At 59.4% G+C, this 21,197-nt stretch carries 15 protein-coding genes and 1 pseudogene; 4 read left to right on the top strand and 12 right to left on the bottom strand.

Annotation, left to right across the window (positions count from 1 at the left end; all coding sequences use genetic code 11):
* Positions 1-12: 12 nt before the first annotated feature.
* The 6 genes and pseudogenes from AFK24_RS28210 to puuE form a co-directional block, all read right to left on the bottom strand.
* A pseudogene (locus tag AFK24_RS28210) lies at positions 13-1,369 on the bottom strand (nucleobase:cation symporter-2 family protein).
* 195 nt (positions 1,370-1,564) lie between these two features.
* Positions 1,565-2,854, bottom strand: coding sequence for a urate hydroxylase PuuD (locus tag AFK24_RS28205; protein ID WP_065836361.1), 1,290 nt, complete (start codon positions 2,852-2,854; stop codon positions 1,565-1,567).
* 181 nt (positions 2,855-3,035) lie between these two features.
* Positions 3,036-3,548, bottom strand: a complete 513-nt coding sequence (locus AFK24_RS28200; RefSeq protein ID WP_065836360.1) for an ureidoglycolate lyase — start codon at positions 3,546-3,548, stop codon at positions 3,036-3,038.
* Between the two features lie 146 nt (positions 3,549-3,694).
* Complete coding sequence (alc, locus tag AFK24_RS28195) at positions 3,695-4,690, bottom strand: allantoicase (RefSeq protein WP_065836359.1); 996 nt, start codon at positions 4,688-4,690, stop codon at positions 3,695-3,697.
* A gap of 63 nt (positions 4,691-4,753) precedes the next feature.
* A complete protein-coding gene (uraD, locus tag AFK24_RS28190; RefSeq protein ID WP_065836358.1) occupies positions 4,754-5,269 on the bottom strand; it encodes a 2-oxo-4-hydroxy-4-carboxy-5-ureidoimidazoline decarboxylase in 516 nt (171 codons plus the stop codon).
* Positions 5,266-6,201, bottom strand: coding sequence for an allantoinase PuuE (gene puuE / locus AFK24_RS28185; protein WP_065836357.1), 936 nt, complete (start codon positions 6,199-6,201; stop codon positions 5,266-5,268). Before puuE ends, uraD begins: the two co-directional genes overlap by 4 nt.
* Before the next feature lie 382 nt (positions 6,202-6,583).
* On the opposite strand from puuE, the gene uraH reads away from it, so the two are divergent.
* Positions 6,584-6,937: a hydroxyisourate hydrolase gene (gene uraH / locus AFK24_RS28180; RefSeq protein WP_065836356.1), complete on the top strand. Its 354-nt coding sequence runs from the start codon at positions 6,584-6,586 to the stop codon at positions 6,935-6,937.
* Positions 6,938-7,142: 205 nt separating this feature from the next.
* On the opposite strand, the gene AFK24_RS28175 is transcribed toward uraH, so the two are convergent.
* Positions 7,143-7,769 carry a LysE family translocator gene (locus AFK24_RS28175; protein WP_065836355.1) on the bottom strand — a complete coding sequence of 209 codons (627 nt, stop codon included), beginning with the start codon at positions 7,767-7,769 and terminating at the stop codon, positions 7,143-7,145.
* A 36-nt stretch (positions 7,770-7,805) separates the two neighbouring features.
* Positions 7,806-9,152, bottom strand: a complete 1,347-nt coding sequence (locus AFK24_RS28170; RefSeq protein WP_065836354.1) for an NCS2 family permease — start codon at positions 9,150-9,152, stop codon at positions 7,806-7,808.
* A 388-nt stretch (positions 9,153-9,540) separates the two neighbouring features.
* On the opposite strand from AFK24_RS28170, the gene AFK24_RS28165 reads away from it, so the two are divergent.
* Positions 9,541-10,299, top strand: coding sequence for a GntR family transcriptional regulator (locus tag AFK24_RS28165; protein ID WP_065836353.1), 759 nt, complete (start codon positions 9,541-9,543; stop codon positions 10,297-10,299).
* Between the two features lie 134 nt (positions 10,300-10,433).
* Here the strand turns inward: AFK24_RS28165 and guaD are convergent, their stop codons facing one another.
* From guaD to xdhA, 4 genes are all read right to left on the bottom strand, one after another.
* Positions 10,434-11,741, bottom strand: coding sequence for a guanine deaminase (guaD, locus tag AFK24_RS28160; RefSeq protein ID WP_065836352.1), 1,308 nt, complete (start codon positions 11,739-11,741; stop codon positions 10,434-10,436).
* Between the two features lie 7 nt (positions 11,742-11,748).
* Positions 11,749-12,588: a xanthine dehydrogenase accessory protein XdhC gene (xdhC, locus tag AFK24_RS28155; RefSeq protein WP_065836382.1), complete on the bottom strand. Its 840-nt coding sequence runs from the start codon at positions 12,586-12,588 to the stop codon at positions 11,749-11,751.
* 78 nt (positions 12,589-12,666) lie between these two features.
* Positions 12,667-15,081 (bottom strand): xanthine dehydrogenase molybdopterin binding subunit, encoded by a 2,415-nt coding sequence (gene xdhB, locus AFK24_RS28150; protein WP_065836351.1) that lies wholly within the window; start codon positions 15,079-15,081, stop codon positions 12,667-12,669.
* Entirely contained in the window at positions 15,074-16,528 is a 1,455-nt protein-coding gene (xdhA, locus tag AFK24_RS28145) for a xanthine dehydrogenase small subunit (RefSeq protein ID WP_065836350.1), read from the bottom strand. The genes xdhB and xdhA overlap by 8 nt, the downstream gene beginning before the upstream one ends.
* A gap of 272 nt (positions 16,529-16,800) precedes the next feature.
* Here xdhA and AFK24_RS28140 point away from each other — a divergent pair, with 272 nt between their 5' ends.
* Positions 16,801-17,460: a GntR family transcriptional regulator gene (locus AFK24_RS28140; protein WP_065836349.1), complete on the top strand. Its 660-nt coding sequence runs from the start codon at positions 16,801-16,803 to the stop codon at positions 17,458-17,460.
* Between the two features lie 4 nt (positions 17,461-17,464).
* Positions 17,465-20,953 (top strand): chromosome segregation protein SMC, encoded by a 3,489-nt coding sequence (smc, locus tag AFK24_RS28135; RefSeq protein WP_065836348.1) that lies wholly within the window; start codon positions 17,465-17,467, stop codon positions 20,951-20,953.
* Positions 20,954-21,197 lie beyond the last annotated feature (244 nt).

Below are 21,197 nucleotides of genomic sequence, written 5' to 3'. Positions count from 1 at the left end.
CCACGCACTCGATCAACGTGGATGCACGGCGTCGCTCGATGCTTGGCGATCCACGCCACCGAGAATATTGAACAACAGGTTCAGCAGCACCGCGCTGAGGGTCGCCATGGCAATGCCGCTGTGGGTGATCGGCCCCATCCAGTGCGGCAGATGAGCGAAGAATTCCGGACGTACTACTGGAATCAGGCCCATGCCGATGCTCACCGCCACCAGCAATTGATTGCGCCGGTCGCCGATGTCCGCTTCCTGGAGAATCTTGATCCCGGTCGCCGCCACCATGCCGAACATGGCGATGGCCGCACCACCCAGAACAGCAGGCGGGATCGAGGCCACCAGAAACGCCGCCTTGGGCAACAGGCTCAGGGTGATCAGAAACGCGCCGGCCACCACCGTGACGGATCGGCAGCGCACGCCGGTCATCTGCACCAGACCAATGTTTTGCGCGAACGAGGAGTGCGTGAAGGTATTAAGGAAGCCCGCCAGAAACGACGCCGCCGCATCGCAGAGCAAACCGCGCCGCAGCATGGCAGGGGTGACTTCGCGGTCGGTGATCTTGCCCAGAGCCAGGAACATGCCGGTGGATTCGACGAAGATGATCACCACCACCAGGCACATGGACAGGATCGGTGCGAGATGAAACTGTGGCATGCCGAAGTGCAGCGGGGTCACGACTTTGATCCAGTCTGCCTGGGCCAGACCCGTCAGGTCGACCATGCCGATCAGCCCGGCCAGCACGTAACCCAGCGCCATGCCGATCAACACTGAAATGTTCACCCAGAAGCCGCGCATGAAGCGGTTGATGAGCAGGATGGTGAGCAAAACCAATGCCGCGACAAGCAGATAAATCGGATCGCCGAAACTGGTCGCCTTGCTGCCGCCGCCGGCCCAGTTCACCGCGACGGGAAATAATGAAAGGCCGATCGACGTGATTACCGTGCCAGTCACCAGCGGCGGGAAGAAACGCACGATCTTCGACATGAACGGCGCGATCAGCAGGCCGAAGAAACCGGCCGCAATGGTCGCACCGAAGATGCCCGGCATACCGATCCCCGGCGTTCCGGCCATCACCACCATGCTGCCGACTGCGGCGAAACTGGCGCCCCATCATCACTGGCATGCGAATCCCCAACGGCCCGATGCCCAGCGACTGCACGACCGTAGCAATGCCCGCGACCAGCAGATCGGCGTTGATCAGAAAGGCGATTTCTTCCCGGGACAAGCCAGCGGCCTGACCGATGATCAGCGGCACGGCGATGGCGCCGCCATACATCAATAGGACGTGTTGCAGGCCCACCAGGAACAATTGCAGCAGTGGCAGGGGTTGTCTTGGTGGCGCGGCGGGGATGCGCGCGTGAGTGGACTCGGACATGCAACACCTCGGATTTTATTTTTATTTTTTAAGGGCAGCGGGGCTGACCGGTACAACGTTTGGATCACGATATCGGGTAAACCGTTGACGACTGTAGGAGCGAATTTATTCGTGAAGAGGCCGGTACATACGCCGATTGGCGTCAGGTATGACAGTGCATTCGCGAGCAAGCTCGCTCTCACCGAGGGGGCTACCTCAATTAGTCTGCGCCCCCTTATCAATCCATTGCCCCAGCAACTCACGTTCCTGTTGAGTCATCTGGGTGATGTTGCCCAGCGGCATGATTTGCGAGACCACGGCCTGGGCCTGGATACGCGGCGCCAGTTGCTGGATCTGTTGCGGCGTGTCGAACATGATTCCAGCCGGCGCGGTGCTGAACAGCGGGCTGGTGGGCTTGGCTGAATGACACACCGCGCAGCGTTCCTGAATCACGCTGTGCACCTTTTCGAAATCGACACCGGGGCTGGCCTTGGCAACTTCAACCGGCGCGGGCGCAGGTTCGGGCCTGGCTTCGTCATGGCGATAACCGCCAATGGCTGTACCCGGCAGCGGCTGATAGTTGATCTTCGCGGCTTCCGGCGCTCTTGGCATTGGCGCTGGACCGGTCACATAAGCCAGACACACCATGCCGAGCGCTGCGACCGGCAACGTCCAGGCGTATTTATGGCTGTTGTGACGGGTGTTGAAGTAGTGGCGAACCAGCACCGCCAAAACCGCGATCCCGGCCAGGATCAACCAGTTGTACTGGCTGCCGTAGGTGCTCGGGAAGTGGTTGCTGATCATGATGAACAGCACCGGCAAGGTGAAATAGTTGTTGTGCCGCGACCGCAACAGGCCTTTGGCGGGCAGCGACGGGTCCGGCGTGCGGTTCTCGGCAATGGCCGCTACCAGCGCACGCTGGGCGGGCATGATGATGCGGAAGACGTTGCCGACCATGATCGTGCCGATGATCGCGCCGACATGCAGATAAGCGCCGCGCCCGCTGAACACTTTGCTAAAGCCGTAGGCCGCAGCGATCAGCAGGACGAACAGGATAAAGCCGAGCAGGGCAGGGCGTTTGCCCAACGCCGAGTCGCAGAGAAAGCTGTACACGAACCAGCCGACGAACAACGAACCAAGGCCTAGCGCAACGCCTTCAAGGCCAGACAGGCTGCTGCCCGGAGCCAGCAGATACAAGGTCGGATTGGCGTAAAACACCACGCACAACAGCGCGACGCCGGACATCCAGGTGAAATACGCTTCCCATTTGAACCAGTGCAGGTTGTCGGGCATGGTCGGTGGCGCGAGCTTGTACTTTTCCAGGTGATAGATGCCGCCACCGTGAATGGCCCACAAATCCCCGGACAGACCGTCACGCGGATTGACCCGGTTGAGGTTGTTCTCCAGCCAGACGAAATAGAAGGACGCGCCGATCCAGGCGATCCCGACAATCATGTGAATCCAGCGCACGCTCAGATTCAGCCATTCCATCAAATGTGCTTCCACGGTTTTTACCTTTTGCCTGTCGTCACTACGGACGTTCAGACCCTTCTCTTATCGCAGCTGGCGTGAAAACTACTCCGCTCGGCAATACTGCGTTGAAAACAGGCTCGGACTGCTCATTTAGAAGCCTAAACTCCGCGTCCTCGCCTGTTTTCGCCTTGTCTTGCCTTCGCTCGCTACGTTTTCACGCAACCTGCTGGTGGGGGTCGAGAACCAGCTTCTGGCTCTCAGTGAAGAAATGCTCATCGCAGTTATTGCCAGTTCCACTGCGATCAACCACCAGGAAGTCATCCCGCTTTTCGATCGTCAGCACCGGGTGGTGCCAGACGCCGCGATGGTAATTAACGCCCTGCCTGCCATTGGAAATGAAGGCGCGAGCCAACTCTGATTCAGGTACATCGCCAAGTGGCGCGACCACGATCAGAAAGGGGTTGCCGAGCAGCGGCACGAAGGCCTGGCTGCCCAGCGGATGGCGCTCCAGCATGCACACCGTCAACGGCATCTGCAGCGCCTCGGCGCGGAAGATACTGATGATCGCCTTGTCATCCGGCGTCGCGGTTTCCACCTCGGCCAGACGATGAAAACGCATGGTCGAGCCGTTGTTGATCATGAAGTGATCGCTGCCGTCGGTTTCGATGACATCACCGAAAGGGGCGAAGGCTTCTTTGGTCAACGGCTCGATGATCAGTGTGCGCATGTTGGGTCTTCTGTTCTTGAATTCAATTGATTCCAGACTGACGACCCGTAGGACCGGCTTTAGCCGGGAGGGGGTCCACACATTCGATGCGATTGTTGCGTCAGGAATGCCTGCTCCCGGCTGAAGCCGGTCCTACGGATAATCGGTTACTTCGACACTTTACCCAGCACTCGAAGCCGACTTACCCCACCATCCGGGAACACATTCAGACGGATGTGGGTGATCGGCCCCAGCGCTTTGATCTGTTCGGCGAACTCGTGCTCGGCGTGCATTTGCAGTTTCTGGCTGGGCAGCAATTCGCGCCAGAACAGGCTCTGGGTTTCAATCTGATTATCGGTGCCGCCCTTGACGAACGCGCCCTGGATCGAGCAACTGTCCGGGTAATTGCCCTTGAAGTGCAGGGTGTCGACGATAATTTTTTCCACTTCCCCGGCATGACCCAAGGCGACGATCACCCAGTCATTGCCCGGCGTGCGACGGCGCGCGGTTTCCCAGCCGTCACCCATGTTCACGCCACGGCCCGGATTGAGGATGTTGCTCATGCGTCCGAAATGTTCGTCGGAACAGGCCAGGGCCCGGCCGCCGTTGAGCGCCGAGGCCAGATCGACCTGCTCGTTGTCAGCCACCGCCGACCAGTCGCGGAACGGGATGCCATACACCCGCAAACGCGCGACGCCGCCATCAGGGTAGATATTGAAGCGCAAGTGGCTGAACGCTTGGTCGTTGCTGATTTCATGGAAGTGATGGCTGTCGCCGTTCAGTTCCACCGCTGAAAGGATTTCTGTCCATTGGGTGCCGTCATCCGGTTCGCCGGAGGCCAGGAAACAGGCTTCCAGCGACGCCGAAGGCGGATAATTGCCGGTGAAGAACGAGGTGTCGATGTCCACGCCTTTGATCGAGCCGGCAACACCCAGGCGGATCACCGCACTGTCGTAACCTTCGAAGCGTTTGCGGCGCGACTCCCAGCCGTCCATCCACTTGCCGTTGTCATCGAACACGCCTTCCTTGAACACGGCAGGCGTGGGCTGGAACAAACGGTTGGCGTCCGCGAACCAGTCGTCGGTGACGGAAATAATTTTGGTGCCCAGGCGCGCATCGGCCAGGTTGACGAATTTTTCGAAGGGTACGGCGTAAGCTTTCATTCTTTTTGTCTGCCTTTTTTCAGTCGGTGGCGTGGGAATAGTCGGTCACAAGGGGCGTATGTGTCACAGCGCCTGCAAGCGAAACAGCGCAATCTTGTTGATCTCTGCCAGCGCGCAGTCGAATTCGGTTTCCAGCGGATTGTGAATGCGCGTCTCGAACGCGGCGAGGATCTGATGCCGGTTGCTGCCTTTGACCGCCATGATGAAGGGGAACGCAAACTTCGCTTTATAGGCGTCGTTCAGCTCGGTGAAGCGCTGGAACTCTTCAGCCGTGCATTGGTGGATACCGGCGCCCGCTTGTTCGTGGGTGCTGGCTTCGGTCAGTTGGCCCTGCACGGCGGCTTTGCCGGCAAGGTCCGGGTGAGCGTTGATCAGCGCCAGTTGTGCCGCGTGATCAGCACTCAACAGGATGTCGCTCATGCGAGCATGCAGCGTCTCGATAGCGTCGAGTTCCGCGCCCTGGCCTTTGTCGTAGGCCTGCTCGGCAACCCATGGCGAGTGCTCGTAGATGTCGGCGAATACGCTGACGAAATCTTCGCGGCTCAGGGCCGAGGGTTTGACCGTCTTGAAATGGCTCACAGCGCAGCCTCCGCCTGTGGGTTGAACGGGTGTTGCGTGTGCCAGTGGCGGGCGATGTCAACGCGGCGGGTAAACCAGACCTGCTCGTGACTTTTTGCGTATTCGATAAAGCGCTTGAGCGCGGCGAGGCGGGCAGGGCGGCCGATCAGGCGGCAATGCAGGCCGATGGAAAGCATCTTCGGCGCTTCGGCGCCTTCGGCGTACAACACGTCGAAAGCATCTTTCAGGTATTGGAAAAACTGCTCGCCATTGTTGAAACCCTGCACCTGAGTGAAGCGCATGTCATTGGTGTCCAGGGTATACGGAATTACCAGATGCGCCTTGCCGGTGGGGTTGTTCGGCTCCCAATACGGCAGGTCGTCGTCATAGGTGTCGCAGTCGTAGAGAAATCCACCTTCTTCCATGACCAGTCGCCGGGTATTCGGGCCGGTGCGGCCGGTGTACCAGCCCAGCGGACGTTCGCCGCTGATTTCGGTGAGGATGCGGATCGCTTCGAGCATGTGCTCGCGTTCCTGCGCCTCGTCCATGTACTGGTAGTCGATCCAGCGATAACCATGGCTGCAGATTTCATGGCCTGCGGCGACCATGGCGCGGATGACATCCGGATGCCGCTGCGCGGCCATGGCCACGGCAAAAATCGTCAACGGGATATCAAATTCCCTGAACAACTTGAGAATGCGCCACACACCGGCGCGACTGCCGTATTCGTAGAGTGATTCCATGCTCATGTTGCGCTCGCCCTGCAGCGGTTGCGCGGAAACCATTTCCGAGAGGAAGGCTTCGGACTCCTTGTCGCCATGCAGGATATTGCGTTCGCCGCCTTCCTCGTAATTGAGCACGAACGACAAGGCAATGCGCGCGTTGCCCGGCCAGTGTGGATGGGGCGGGTTGCTGCCGTAGCCGATCAGGTCGCGTGGGTAGTCAGCGCTCACTGCAGTCTTCCTCGTGTCTGTGTGTCGTGTCTCGCAGGAGGCAATGGTTTTGCCTGCTTTCACTGCGGCGTTGAGATTGTATACAACTTTGTTTGCACTTTGTAACCCTGTTTTTTTGCCTTCCTGATGAGTAGTAACGTTGCAAGAAACTTGCCTGACTGGTCAGGTTCTGCTGAAAAACCTCAACAATATCCTCAATTCCCGATAAACCAGTGAGGTGCCGTGGCTTCTGGATTTCCTAAGCCGGAAGGTACTTTTAATTGTGTACAACTTTTCCTAAAAGTGTCTTAATCGTGCGTCGCTTGCTTTTTTGCAGCGCAGGTAAGCACTGTTTTGAGGCGAGCTCAGGCATTTGATTCTTTTGAGGAGGCGCAGACGAGCAATGGGAAGATTGACGACGCACATACTGGACGCTGCACACGGCTGCCCCGGCAGCGCTATCAAGGTCGAACTGTATCGGGTTGAAGGCGAACGCCTTGATCGAGTTGCCAGCACCGTGACCAACAGCGACGGCCGTTGCGATGGGCCTTTGTTACAGGGCGATGATTACCGTTCGGGTGTGTATCAGCTGCAATTTCATGCCGGCGATTACTACCGTGCTCGCGGCACTGCATTGCCGGATCCGGCCTTTCTGGATGTAGTGGTGTTGCGCTTCGGCATTGACGCGGGTCAGGAGCACTATCACGTGCCGCTGCTAATCTCGCCCTACAGCTATTCGACCTATCGCGGCAGCTAGACCACCACGACAGGTTCAACGATTACCTTGCCCGCCCACACTGCGGGCTTTTTTTTGGCGGTATTGCGCCTTGTAGGAGGGGACTTGTCCCCGAAAGGCGGTAGCTCAGGCAGCGTTCACCTTCCGGATTATCGTTGTCAGGGCCATCGCATTCGGGGACAAGTCCCCTCCTACCGGTCGTTAGATATTAGGGAGCGGGTTTGAATCAGCGACTCAACAACGAAGCCGCCCCCGCCGTACCAAACAACCCGGCGCTGATGCGGTTGAACCAGGTCTGGCCCTTGCCGCTGCGCAGATAACGCGCCGCACCATGGGCGCTCAAGCCGTAGGCCAGCTTGCAAGACAGATCCAGCACGGTCCAGGTTGCGATCATGATCAACAACTGGCTGAGAAACGGCTGCTCGGCCGTGAGGAATTGCGGCAGGAAAGCGGCAAAGAACAGGATGTCTTTCGGATTACTGGCCCCCAACACGAAGGCGCGCCAGAACAACGAGCCGAAGCGCGGATTGCTCTGCGCGACCGGCACCTCGGCCGCCGCTGCCGGTTGACGTGATTGCCGCCAGCTTTGCCAGGCCAGGTAAAACAGATACAGGCCGCCGACGATTTTCAAGGCACTGAACAACTGTTCCGAAGCCAGCAGCAACGCCCCAAGCCCCAGCGCCGAAGCACTGAGCAAGCACACCGAAGCGACCACGCCGCCGAGAAACGCTGGATACGAGCGCAGCAGGCCGTAATTCAGACTGTTGCTGATCATCAGCAGGGATAAAGGTCCCGGTATCAGAATCACCACCAAAGCGGCGCCACTGAACAGCAGCCAGGTTTCCAGGGTCATGCGGTGTGCTCCTTGTGTGCGGTTTTTGCGTTCGAGCTAGAGGAAAACAAACTTGGCAATGAAGATCGCGCACAGCACCCACAGGCTGACCGAGATCTCCTTGTGCTTGCCGGTGCCAGCCTTGAGCACCACATAAGTGATGAAGCCCAATGCAATGCCATCGGCCACGGAAAAGGTCAGCGGCATCATGATCGCCGTGACAATCGCCGGAATGCTGTCGGTGGCTTCGTCCCAGTTGATGTGGGCCATGCCGCCCATCATCAGCATCGCCACATAAATCAGCGCGCCCGCCGTGGCGTAGGCGGGAATCATGCCAGCCAGCGGCGCAAAAAACATCGCCGCGACGAACAAAACGCCCACGGTCACGGCCGTCAGCCCGGTGCGTCCGCCCGCTGCGACACCAGCCGCGCTTTCCACATAACTGGTCACCGGCGGCACGCCGACCATGGCGCCGAACACACTGGACGCGCTGTCGGCCTTCAAAGCTCTGGAGAGGTTTTCGATCTTGCCGTCGGCCCGGACCAGCCCGGCGCGCTGGGCGACGCCCATCAATGTCCCGGCGGTATCGAACATGTGCACGAACAGAAAGGCCAGCACCACGCTGATCATGCTGACGTTGAACACGCCTTTGATATCCATTGCCATCCAGGTTGGTGCAAGGCTCGGCGGTGTCGACAGGATCCCCTGATAATGCACCAGCCCAAGACCCCAACCCGCCAGCGTCACGGCAATGATGCTGATCAGGATCGCGCCGAACACCCGGTGATAGCTGAGCACCGCGATCATCAGAAAGCAGATCGCCGCCAGCAACGGGCCAGGCTCGCGCAGGGAGCCGAGCTTGATCAACGTCGCCGGGCTGTCGACCACAATGCCTGCCGTCTTCAAGCCGATCAGCCCGAGAAACAGGCCGACGCCGGCGCCCATGGCGTAGCGCAGGCTGACCGGAATGCTGTTGAGCAGCCATTCACGCACCCGGGACAAGGTCAGGAACATGAAGATCACCCCGGAAATAAACACCGCACCCAGCGCCGTCTCCCAGTTGTAACCCATGGTGCCGACCACGGTGTAAGTGAAGAACGCATTCAGGCCCATGCCCGGCGCCAGACCCACCGGCCAGTTGGCGTACAGCCCCATCAACAGACAACCCAGCGCCGCCGCAATGCAGGTGGCGACGAAGGCTGCGCCGTGGTCGATCCCGGCGTCGGCCATGATGTTCGGGTTGACGAAAATGATGTAAGCCATGGTGATGAACGTGGTCATCCCCGCCAGCAGTTCGGTTTTGACGGTGGTGCCATGTAGGCTGAGTTTGAAAATGCGTTCCAGAAGACCGCTTCGTGGCGGCGTGAGATCCAGCGACGTTGCTTCGGATTTGCGGCTTTCCACAGCGGTACCCCTCAAGATTTTTTGTTGTTTTAACCGGCGGCATCAGGCAACGCCGTGAGGTGAAGAGTGACGGGTTTCGTTTTTTGTTGACTGTCAGGTCAGAAACTCGCACGAGACGGATTATGCTTTTGTATACAAATAAAGCAAATAATGTTTTTTGTGTTGTGTCAAAAATAATCGGGATTGTGTGCATAAGGCGGAAAAATCAGAAAACGGTTGACCCATGTGGGAGCGAGCTTGCTCGCGAAGCGATATCTCAGTTTCAAAATTGTTGTGCTCTGACCGTCCTCTTCGCGAGCAAGCTCGCTCCCACAGAACGCTGCTGTTCAACAGACCTGTGTACAATGCGCCCATCCTTTTCACCCCGACTCACTGCCCACGAGCGCTCATGAACGAACCGTTGCAACCCCTCAAAAAACAGCCGCGTGCGCTGAAATCCGGTCGCACTGGTACCCAGGACGACATCGTCTATGCGCATATTTTCGAGGCGATCCTTGAGCAGCGTCTGGCGCCGGGGACCAAGTTGAGCGAGGAAGCGCTGGGTGAGATTTTTGGCGTGAGTCGCACGATCATTCGCCGCGCCTTGTCACGTCTGGCCCATGAAGGCGTGGTCCTGCTGCGGCCCAATCGTGGTGCAGTGGTCGCCAGCCCCAGCGTCGAGGAAGCCCGACAGGTGTTTTTCGCCCGCCGCCTGGTGGAAAAAGCCATCACCGAACTGGCCGTGGAGCACGCCACGCCGGAGCAGCTTGCCGAGTTGCGGCAAATGGTCAGCGACGAGCGGGACAGCTTTTCCAAGGGTGATCGCGGTGCCGGCATTCGCCTGTCGGGTGAGTTTCACTTGCAGTTGGCGGTTGCGGCAAAGAACGCGCCGCTGATCAGCTTCCAGCGCAGCCTGGTCTCGCAGACGTCGTTGATTATCGCCCAGTACGAAAGCGGCAACCGCTCGCACTGTTCCTACGACGAGCACACCCAGCTGATCGACGCCATTGAAGCGCGGGACGCCAAGCGCGCGGTGGAACTGATGATGCACCACATGGACCACATCGACAGCAAGCTGAACCTCGACGAAGACAACGCCTCGGATGACCTGCATGCCGTGTTTTCACACTTGATGCTGAGCAAGAAAAAGCCGGGGCGGGTGGTGTAACTTAACTGGACCGCAACGCACCCCGTAGGACCGGCTTTAGCCGGGAGGAGGCGCGTCCAGTCGCGCCAGATTCATCGTCAAAACGATCGCCCTCCCGGCTGAAGCCGGTCCTACGGGATGACTGGCGTCTTGCTTCATTGCCTGCTATGCACCAACTGCCCCGCCGAATACGTCTCCTGCACGGTTCGGTCATCCCCCAGCGTCATCAGCACGAACAGCGTTTCCTCGATGTTCTTCGCCTGCTTGAGGCGGTAGGACAGCAGCGGCGTGGCGTGATAATCCAGCACCAGGAAGTCCGCTTCGTTGCCCGGTTGCAGGCTGCCGATCTTGTCTTCCAGACGCAGTGCCCGGGCGCCGCCCAAGGTTGCCAGATACAGCGATTTGAACGGGCTGAGTTTCGCGCCCTGCAACTGCATGACCTTGTAGGCTTCGTTCAGGGTTTGCAGGATCGAAAAACTGGTACCGCCACCGACGTCCGTGCCCATGCCGACGTTAACCTTATGCTTCTCGGCCATCGGCAGGTTGAACAGGCCGCTGCCCAGAAAGAAGTTCGACGTCGGACAGAATGAAATCGCCGACCCGGTTTCCGCCAGCCGCGCACACTCGGCGTCGCACAGATGCACGCCGTGGGCGAACACTGAGCGTTGGCCCAGCAGTTTGAAATGGTCGTACACATCCAGATAGCCGCTGCGCTCAGGGAACAGCGCCTTGACCCACTCGACTTCCTGCAGGTTTTCGCTAATGTGGGTCTGCATGTACAGATCCGGATATTCGGTGAGCAATTGACCGGCGAGCGTCAGTTGCTCGGGCGTGCTGGTGGGCGCAAAACGCGGGGTTACGGCGTAGTGCAGACGGCCCTTGCCGTGCCAGCGTTCGATCAGGGCCTTGCTGTCGGCGTAGCCTGATTCCGGCGTGTCGGTCAGATAGTCCGGCGCATTGCGATCCATCATCACCTTGCCGGCGATCATGCGCAGGTCGAGCTTTTCTGCGGCCTGGAAAAACGCCTCCACCGACTCCTTGTGCACGCTGCCAAACACCAACGCCGTGGTGGTGCCGTTGCGCAGCAGTTCCTTGAGAAAAATGTCCGCGACTTCCGCCGCATGGGCCGGGTCGGCGAACTGTTTTTCGCAGGGGAAGGTGTAGGTATTGAGCCAGTCCAGCAGCTGTTCGCCGTAGGAACCGACCATGCCGGTCTGCGGCAAATGGATATGCGTGTCGATGAAACCGGGCGTGATCAGCGCGTCCTTGTACTCGATCACGTCGACTGCGGCATCGAGTGTGCCGAGCAAATCCACCGCATCACCGATGGCGGAAATTTTGCCGTTGTCGACCAGCAGCAGGCCATCGGCGAAATATTCGTAGGAAGCGTCCATTCCGACTTCGGCAGGATCGCCGAGGCTGTGAAGAATGGCGGCGCGGTAGGCTTTTTGGCTGGACGTCATAAAAATCTCATTGGGCCTGGCTGCGGCGGGACACCGGCAGCAGTTTGGCGATAGGTTCGGCACTTGAACGGTGCTGGCCGAAATTGACGTTGTAAGTGGCGATCACCTCGGCGGCGATGGACACGGCGATTTCGATGGGCAATTTGCCCTTCACTTCGGCCAGACCCATGGGGCAGCGCATGCGTTGCAGCAATGCCGCATCAAAACCCCGGTCACGCAAACGGTGCTCGAATTTGACCCGTTTGGTCTTCGAGCCGATCAAGCCGAAATACGCAAAATCGCCGCGCTTGAGAATCGCGGCGGTCAGTTCCAGATCCAGCTGATGGTTGTGGGTCATGACGATGCAGTAGCTGCCGCCGGGCAACGCGTCGATTTCATCGAGCGGGTCCTCGGCGACGATTTTGTGCACGCCGTGAGGAGTCTGCGCCGGGAATTCCTGCTCGCGGGAATCGATCCAGCGCACTCGGCAGGGCAGGCTGGCCAATAGCGGCACCAAAGCGCGGCCGACATGACCGGCGCCAAACACGGCGATGTGCGCCTGAGGCTGGCCCATGGGTTCGAACAGCAGCACGTTCACACCGCCGCAGCACTGGCCGAGGCTGGCGCCCAGGCTGAAGCGTTCCAGGCGGGTATTCTGGCTGCCGCTGGCGAGCATTTCCCGGGCGATTTCCATGGCCTTGTATTCCAGATGCCCGCCACCGATGGTGTCGAAAATCCGTTCGACGCTGACCACCATCTTCGAACCGGCATTGCGCGGCGTCGAGCCACGCTCTTCGATGATGGTCACCAACACGCAGGCTTCGCCCTGGGTTTGCAGTTCGGCGAGGGCGCTGATCCAGTTGTTCATGATGAACATTCCTCAATCCTGTAGGCGCGAATTTGGTGGGAGCGAGCTGGCTCGCGAAGGCGTTGGGTCAAACGCCAACTATGTTGAAGGTACCGGCCTCTTCGCGGATAAATCCGCTCCTACGGGGGCTGTCGTCGCGCTGGTCAACTTGCGCATCTGCTCACACCCCCACAACACCCGCTCCGGCGTGGCGGGCGCGTCGATTTTCGGTTGATGGCGATAGTCCGCAAGGCTCGCCACCGCGTCCTTGATTGCACACCACGCCGCGATGCCGAGCATGAACGGCGGCTCGCCGACGGCCTTGGAATGGAACACCGTGTCTTCGGGATTCTTGCGGTTTTCCACCAGCTTGACCCGCAGGTCCAGCGGCATGTCTGCCACCGCCGGGATCTTGTAGCCCGCCGGGCCGTTGGTCATCAGTTTGCCCTTGGCATTCCAGACCAGCTCTTCAGTGGTCAGCCAGCCCATGCCTTGAATGTAGCCACCTTCTACCTGGCCGATGTCGATGGCCGGGTTCAGCGACGCGCCCACGTCATGCAGGATGTCGGTGCGCAGCATTTTGTATTCGCCGGTCAAGGTGTCGACGATCACTTCGGTGCAGGCCGCGCCAAACGCGAAGTAATAGAACGGGCGCCCGCGGGCCTGGCTGCGGTCGTAGAAAATCTTCGGCGTCTTGTAATAGCCAGTGCTGGACAGCGACACCTGGCCCATCCACGCCAATTGCGCGAGGGACTCGAACGACAGGATTTGCTCCCCGGCGCGAACATGGCCGTTGCGGAATTCCACGTCCGCTTCCTCGACCTTGAAGTGCCTGGCGGCGAATTCCACAAGACGCTGTTTGAGGATTTCCGCCGCGTTCTGCGCCGCCTTGCCGTTCAGGTCAGCGCCACTGGACGCGGCAGTCGGCGAAGTATTGGGCACTTTGTCGGTGTTGGTCGCGGTGATCTGAATGCGATCAATGTCGACCTGAAACACCTCGGCGACGACTTGCGCAACCTTGACGTTCAAGCCCTGGCCCATTTCCGTGCCGCCGTGGTTCAGGTGAATGCTGCCGTCGGTGTAGATATGGATCAGCGCACCGGCCTGATTGAGAAAGCTGGCGGTGAACGAAATGCCAAACTTCACCGGCGTCAGCGCCAGGCCTTTCTTGAGGATCGGGCTGTTGGCGTTGTAGCTGCGAATCGCTTCGCGCCGCGCGGCGTACTGGCTGCTTTCTTCCAGTTCGGCGGTCATTTCTTCGAGCATGTTGTGCTCGACGGTCTGGTAATAATGGGTAACGTTGCGCTCGGTCTTGCCGTAGTAATTGGCCTTGCGCACTTCCAGCGGATCCTTGCCCAGGTGACGGGCGATGGCGTCCATCACTTCTTCGATGGCGACCATGCCTTGCGGCCCACCGAAGCCGCGATACGCCGTGTTCGAAGCTGTGTTGGTCTTGCAGCGATGGCCATTGATGGTGGCGTCGCCCAGGTAATACGAGTTGTCGGCATGGAACATCGCCCGATCGACAATCGACGCCGACAGGTCCGGCGAATAACCACAGTTGCCGACCAGTTCCAGCTGAATGCCGTGCAGACGCCCGTTGCCATCGAAGCCCACGTCGTACTCGATATAGAACGGATGGCGTTTGCCGGTCATCAGCATGTCTTCGACGCGGGGCAAGCGCATTTTGGTCGGCTGCCCGGTCAAGCGTGCGATCACGGCGCACAAACACGCCGGGCTCGCCGCCTGGGTTTCCTTGCCGCCAAAACCGCCGCCCATGCGCCGCATGTCGACGACGATCTTGTTCATCGACACATCGAGCACTTCAGCGACCAGCTTCTGCACTTCGGTGGGGTTTTGCGTCGAACAGTAAACGATCATGCCGCCATCTTCGGTGGGCATCACCGAGGAAATCTGCGTTTCCAGATAAAAGTGTTCCTGACCGCCGATGTGCAGATTGCCTTGAATGCGATGGGTCGCAGCGGCCAGTGCACCAGCGGAATTACCTCGTTGATGCGTGTGGCTGTCGAGTACGAAATGCTTGTTGCGCAGCGCCTCGACTACATCCAGCACCGGCTCAAGGTCTTCGTATTCGATGACGGCCGCCATCGCTGCCTGACGCGCGATGTCCAGGCTGCGCGCGGCAACGGCAATCACTGGCTGGCCGACGAATTCCACCTTGTCGATGGCCAGAAGAGGATCGCCAGGCAACAGCGGGCCGATGTCTTTCAGGCCGGGAATGTCTTCGTGCGTGATGGCAATGCGCACGCCCTCAAAGGCGTAGCAGGGCGCGGTGTCGACGCTGACAATGCGCGCATGGGCGCGGTCGGACAGGCGTGCGTACACATGCAATTGATTGGGGAATTCCAGGCGGTCATCGATATACACCGCCTCGCCGGACACATGTTTGTCAGCGCTGTCGTGCTTGACGCTGCGCCCGACGCCGGTGGTCAGGTCCTGCTGAAACAGGGCGATCATTTCCGCTTGGGTTCTTGGAGCTGGATGGTTAGACATAATCAGTCACCCGCGTTTCGATGTGCGGCGATTGCAACTCGATGAAGTATTTGCGCAGCAGGTTCTGCGCACTCAACAAGCGATATTCTTTGCTGGCGCGGAAATCCGACAGTGGCGTGAAATCTTCCGCCAGTGCCGCGCAGGCGCGTTCGACCGTGGCGTTGGTCCAGGGCGCGCCGATCAGCGCCTGTTCACAGGCTGCCGCGCGTTTCGGGATCGCCGCCATGCCACCAAAGGCGACCCGCGCATCGGCAATGGCGCCGTTCTCGATATGCAGGCGAAACGCCGCGCACACCGCAGAAATATCGTCATCCAGCCGTTTCGACACTTTATAGGCGCGGAACACCTGTTTGCCGTTGGCCCTGGGCACGATGATCTTCTCGATGAACTCGCTTTCCTGACGCGCAGTGACCCGGTAATCAATGAAGTAGTCTTCCAGCGCCAACGTGCGCCGCGTCTCACCCTTGCGCAGCACGATGTGCGCGCCAAGGGCGATCAACAGCGGCGGGGAATCCCCAATCGGCGAGGCGTTGCCGATATTGCCGCCCAGCGTGCCCTGATTACGGATCTGCAACGAGGCGAAGCGCTGCAGCAATTCACCGAAGTCCGGGTACTCGGCTCGCAACGCCGCGTAACAGTCGGTTAGCGACGTCGCGGCGCCGATCTCCAGCCGGTCGTCGAAATATTCGATTCGCTTCAAATCGGCAACGTTGCCGACGTAGATCATCACCGGCAGCGGACGATGAAACTGGGTGACTTCCAGCGCCAGATCGGTGCCGCCCGCCAGCAGCCGCGCTTGCGGGTAGGATTCGTAGAGTTGCGCCAGATCGGCGACCGTCAGCGGCACCAGGCAGCGCTTGTCGCCACTGTTCAACTCGCCGGTTTGCGTGGGCGCAATGGCGCGCAGGCGGGCGATGGTTTCAGTCTGGCGTTGATCAAACTGGTCAGGCTGGCGATTGCTGCACGATTGTTCGGCGGCCGTGAGGATCGGCCGATAACCGGTGCAGCGGCAAAGATTGCCGGCCAGCGCTTCGTGGGCCTGATGCGAGTCGGCTGCGGTGCTGTTCTTTTGCAGGGCAAACAGCGACATCACAAAGCCAGGCGTGCAAAACCCGCATTGCGAGCCGTGGCAATCGACCATGGCTTGTTGAACGCTGTGCAGTTGGCCCTGATGTTTGAGGTCTTCAACGCTGATCAGTTGTTTGCCGTGCAGCGAAGCCACGAAGGTCAGGCACGAATTCAGGCTGCGATAACGCAGGCTCTGTTCGCCTTGTTCATCACTGGCCAGTTCACCGACCACCACCGTGCAGGCCCCGCAATCACCACTGGCGCAGCCTTCCTTGGTGCCGGGTTTGTGCAGGTGTTCGCGCAGGTAATTGAGGACCGTCATGTTCGGGTCCAGAGCATGCTCGGTGCGCAGCTCGTTGTTTAAAAGAAATTGGATCACGGAAGGCCCTCTGCACTTTTTTTGTAATCGAACATGACGCTGAATCTATCAGCTCTGACTTTTCGGTCAATAAAAATTCTGACCTTTGAGTCAGGAAAAATCACTTTTTGATCATTTGCCGATTAACGGTGTGCTCCGGTTGCAATAAACGGATACGACGCTGTTCAAAGTTTTGCTTATTTCGTGCCAGTTTCCACGTGCATGGCCCTGCGCCATGGGCCTTGGTTGCGATACACTTCGCGGCTTGGTTTTAACAAGTATTTAGGATAGTCATGACGTTCAAGGCGCCGGATAGCCTCGCCGAGCAAATCGCTCATCATCTTGCCGAGCGAATCATCCGTGGTGAACTCAAGCCCGGAGAGCGCATTCAGGAACAAAAGGTCACGCTGGCACTGAACGTCAGCCGTGGCTCGGTGCGCGAAGCACTGCTGATTCTCGAACGCCGCCATCTGGTGGCGATCCTGCCGCGCCGTGGCGCCCAGGTTACCGAACTCAATGCGCATAACGTGCAGAGCCTCTGCACGCTGATGAGCGAGTTGTACATTCTGCTCGCCCTGGCCGTGGCCGAACGCTGGCAGGAGCCGGCCGACCTCGCGCCGTTCCTGCAGATCCAGCAGCGCCTGATTGCCAGCTTCGAGCGCGGCGACGTCAAGACCTTCGTCGAAGACAGCTTCAATGTCATGCGCGCCGCGTTCCCGTTCGCCGACAACCCGTATCTGCAGGAAACCGTCGAGAATCTGCAGCCTTCCATGAGCCGCAGCTATTACCTGGCGCTGGAGCAACGCAAGGCGGAGATGAGCGAATACCTGACGCTGTTCGCGCAGTTGCTGGATGCCGTTGTGGCCCGCGATGCCGTACAGATTCGCGTCGTGCTGACCCGCTACGGCCAGCGCAGTTGCCAATTGGTGCTGTCGGCGCTGGGAGCGAGCTGACCCCATGCGCCTGAAGTGCATCAAGCTGGCGGGGTTCAAGTCCTTCGTCGACCCCACCACGGTGAACTTCCCCAGCAACATGGCGGCAGTCGTAGGCCCCAACGGCTGCGGCAAATCCAACATCATCGACGCCGTGCGCTGGGTCATGGGCGAAAGCTCGGCCAAGAACCTGCGCGGCGAGTCGATGACCGATGTCATCTTCAACGGCTCCACGACCCGCAAACCGGTCAGCCAGGCGAGCATCGAGCTGGTGTTCGATAACTCCGATGGCACGCTGGTGGGCGAATACGCCAGCTACGCGGAAATTTCCATTCGCCGCAAAGTGACCCGCGACAGCCAGAACAGCTACTACCTCAACGGTACCAAGTGCCGTCGCCGGGACATCACCGACATCTTCCTCGGCACCGGCCTTGGGCCGCGCAGCTACTCGATCATCGAGCAGGGCATGATCTCCAAGCTGATCGAAGCCAAGCCCGAGGACCTGCGTAACTTCATCGAAGAAGCGGCCGGCATCTCCAAGTACAAGGAACGCCGTCGCGAGACTGAAAACCGCATTCGCCGCACCCACGAAAACCTCGCCCGCCTGACCGACCTGCGCGAAGAGCTGGAGCGTCAGCTTGAACGCTTGCATCGCCAGGCCCAGGCCGCCGAGAAGTATCAGGAATACAAAGGCGAAGAGCGCCAGCTCAAGGCCCAGTTGTCGGCCTTGCGCTGGCAGGCGTTGAACGACCAGGTCGGCCAGCGCGAAGCGGTGATCGGCAATCAGGAAGTGGGTTTCGAAGCCTTGGTCGCCGACCAGCGCAGCGCCGATGCGAGCATTGAGCGCCTTCGAGACGGGCATCACGACCTGTCCGAGCGATTCAATCTGGTGCAAGGGCGCTTTTATTCGGTGGGCGGCGACATTGCACGGATCGAGCAGAGCATCCAGCACGGCCAGCAGCGCTTGCGCCAATTGCAGGACGATTTGCGTGAGGCCGAGCGCGCGCGGCTGGAAACCGAATCGCATCTGGGCCACGACCGCACCTTGCTGGCGACCTTGGGCGAAGAGCTGGAAATGCTTGAGCCTGAGCAGGAAATGACCAGCGCCGCCGCCGAGGAATCCGCTGCTTCCCTGGAAGACGCAGAAACCGTGATGCATGGCTGGCAGGAGCAATGGGAGACGTTCAATCAGAAGTCTGCCGAACCTGCGCGTCAGGCCGAAGTGCAGCAATCGCGGATCCAGCAGCTGGAACAGAGCATGGAGCGCCTGGGCGAGCGCCAGCGGCGTCTGGGCGAAGAGCGTCAGTTGCTCGCCGCTGCGCCGGAAGATGCGGTGATCCTGGAACTCAGCGAAGACCTCGCCACCCGGGAAATGACCCTTGAAGAGCTGCACATCGGCGAAGAACAGGCCGTCGAACGCGTCGAGCAGCTGCGTAGCGAACTGCAACAGGCCAATCAGGCGCAGCAACAGGCCCAGGGCGAACTGCAACGGCTCAATGGACGATTGGCGTCACTGGAAGCCTTGCAACAAGCGGCTTTGGACCCTGACACCGGCACCGCCGAATGGCTGCGTGAACACGATCTGGCCGAGCGCCCGCGTCTGGCCGAAGGCTTGCGGGTCGAGGCGGGCTGGGAGCTGGCGGTGGAAACCGTGCTCGGCGCCGATTTGCAGGCGGTCCTGGTCGATGACTTCGACGGGCTGGATCTGGCCGGTTTTCAGCAGGGCGATTTGCGCTTGATCAATCCGTCGGCGGACGCCGTGCGCATCCCCGGCAGCCTGCTGGAAAAAGTCGACAGCGCCATGGACCTGTCGATCTGGCTCGGCCAGGTCAAACCTGTGGAAACCCTTGACGACGCTTTGGCCCAGCGCGGTCAGCTGACGGCCGGACAAAGCCTGATCAGTCGCGACGGTTATTGGGTCGGCCGACATTTCCTGCGGGTCCGGCGCGCCAGCGAAGCGCAAAGCGGCGTGCTGGCCCGTGGTCAGGAGTTGCAGCGCCTGGGCCTTGAGCGCGACGAACGAGAAGCCACGCTGGCCGCCCTTGAAGAACAATTGCTGACCTTGCGCGAACAACAGTCGTTGCAGGAAGAAAGCCGTGAACAGTTGCGTCGCCGTGTGCAGGACGAAACCCGGCAACAGAGCGAACTCACCGCGCAGCTTTCGGCGGCCAAGGCCAAGGTCGAACAGCTGACCTTGCGCCGCACGCGATTGGACGAAGAGCTGGCCGAACTGGGTGAGCAGCGCGCCATCGAACATGAAAGCCTTGGCGAATCGCGCCTGCAATTGCAGGACGCGCTGGACGCCATGGCGCTGGATACCGAACAGCGCGAGCTGCTTCAGGCCCAGCGCGACAGCCTGCGCGAACGTCTGGATCGCGTCCGCCAGGAAGCCCGGCAGCACAAGGATCATGCCCATCAGCTGGCAGTTCGTCTGGGTTCGTTGCGCGCGCAGCACGATTCCACGCGCCAGGCGCTGGAGCGGCTGGAAATGCAATCCGAGCGCCTGACTGAAAAACGCGAGCAACTGAACCTGAATCTGGAAGAGGGCGAAGCGCCGCTCGAAGAGCTGCGGCTCAAGCTTGAAGAGCTGCTCGAACGGCGCATGGTCGTCGACGAGGAAATGCGTACTGCGAAAATCGCGCTGGAAGACGCCGACCGGGAATTGCGCGACGCCGAAAAACGTCGGACCCAGGCCGAACAGCAATCACAGTTGCTGCGCGGTCAGCTGGAGCAGCAACGCATGGAATGGCAGTCGCTCACGGTGCGGCGCAAAACCTTGCAGGATCAATTGCTCGAAGACGGTTATGACTTGCACGGCGTCCTCGCGACGCTCACGCCGCAAGCCAACGAAAAAGACGCTGAAGAAGAACTGGAACGCATCAGTGCGCGTATTCAGCGCTTGGGCGCGATCAACCTCGCAGCGATTGATGAGTATCAGCAACAGTCCGAACGCAAACGCTATCTGGATGCACAAAACGCCGATCTGGTGGAGGCGCTGGATACGCTGGAAAACGTGATTCGCAAGATCGACAAGGAGACTCGCAATCGCTTCAAAGAGACCTTCGATCAGATAAATAGCGGAATTCAGGCACTTTTCCCAAAAGTTTTCGGTGGTGGCTCTGCTTATTTGGAACTGACGGGCGAAGATTTACTCGATACAGGGGTGACAATCATGGCGCGTCCCCCCGGCAAGAAGAACAGCACCATTCATTTGTTGTCCGGTGGTGAGAAGGCCTTGACCGCTTTGGCTCTGGTTTTTGCCATTTTCAAACTCAATCCGGCACCGTTCTGCATGCTCGACGAAGTGGATGCACCACTGGACGATGCCAACGTCGGACGTTATGCCAGACTGGTTAAGGAGATGTCGCAGACAGTGCAGTTCATTTACATCACCCACAACAAGATCGCCATGGAAATGGCTGATCAACTGATGGGTGTAACCATGCACGAGCCGGGTTGTTCGCGGCTGGTGGCGGTGGATGTGGAGGAGGCGATGGCGTTGGTAGATGCCTGATTTGCGGAGCGTCCGAGGCGCGAAAATGGCGCTTTGATAGCGCGTTATGCAGAGGTCTGTGCGGTAGATAACGCTTCTGGCGCAAACCAGATGTATCAGACGGTGTAAAGTTGCCTTTGGTCGTGCTAGCTTAATGTCCACTTTTTCTTTTCGCGTGGGCAAATTGCCAGTCAGAACATAGACTTGGCACCACGTTTTAAAGGGGTTTAGGCCCTTATTTTCAGCATTCTTTATTAGAGGCACG

It is taken from the genome of Pseudomonas syringae (assembly GCF_001698815.1).
GTDB lineage: Bacteria > Pseudomonadota > Gammaproteobacteria > Pseudomonadales > Pseudomonadaceae > Aquipseudomonas > Aquipseudomonas syringae_A.
This window is presented reverse-complemented; position numbering and strand designations above follow the sequence as displayed.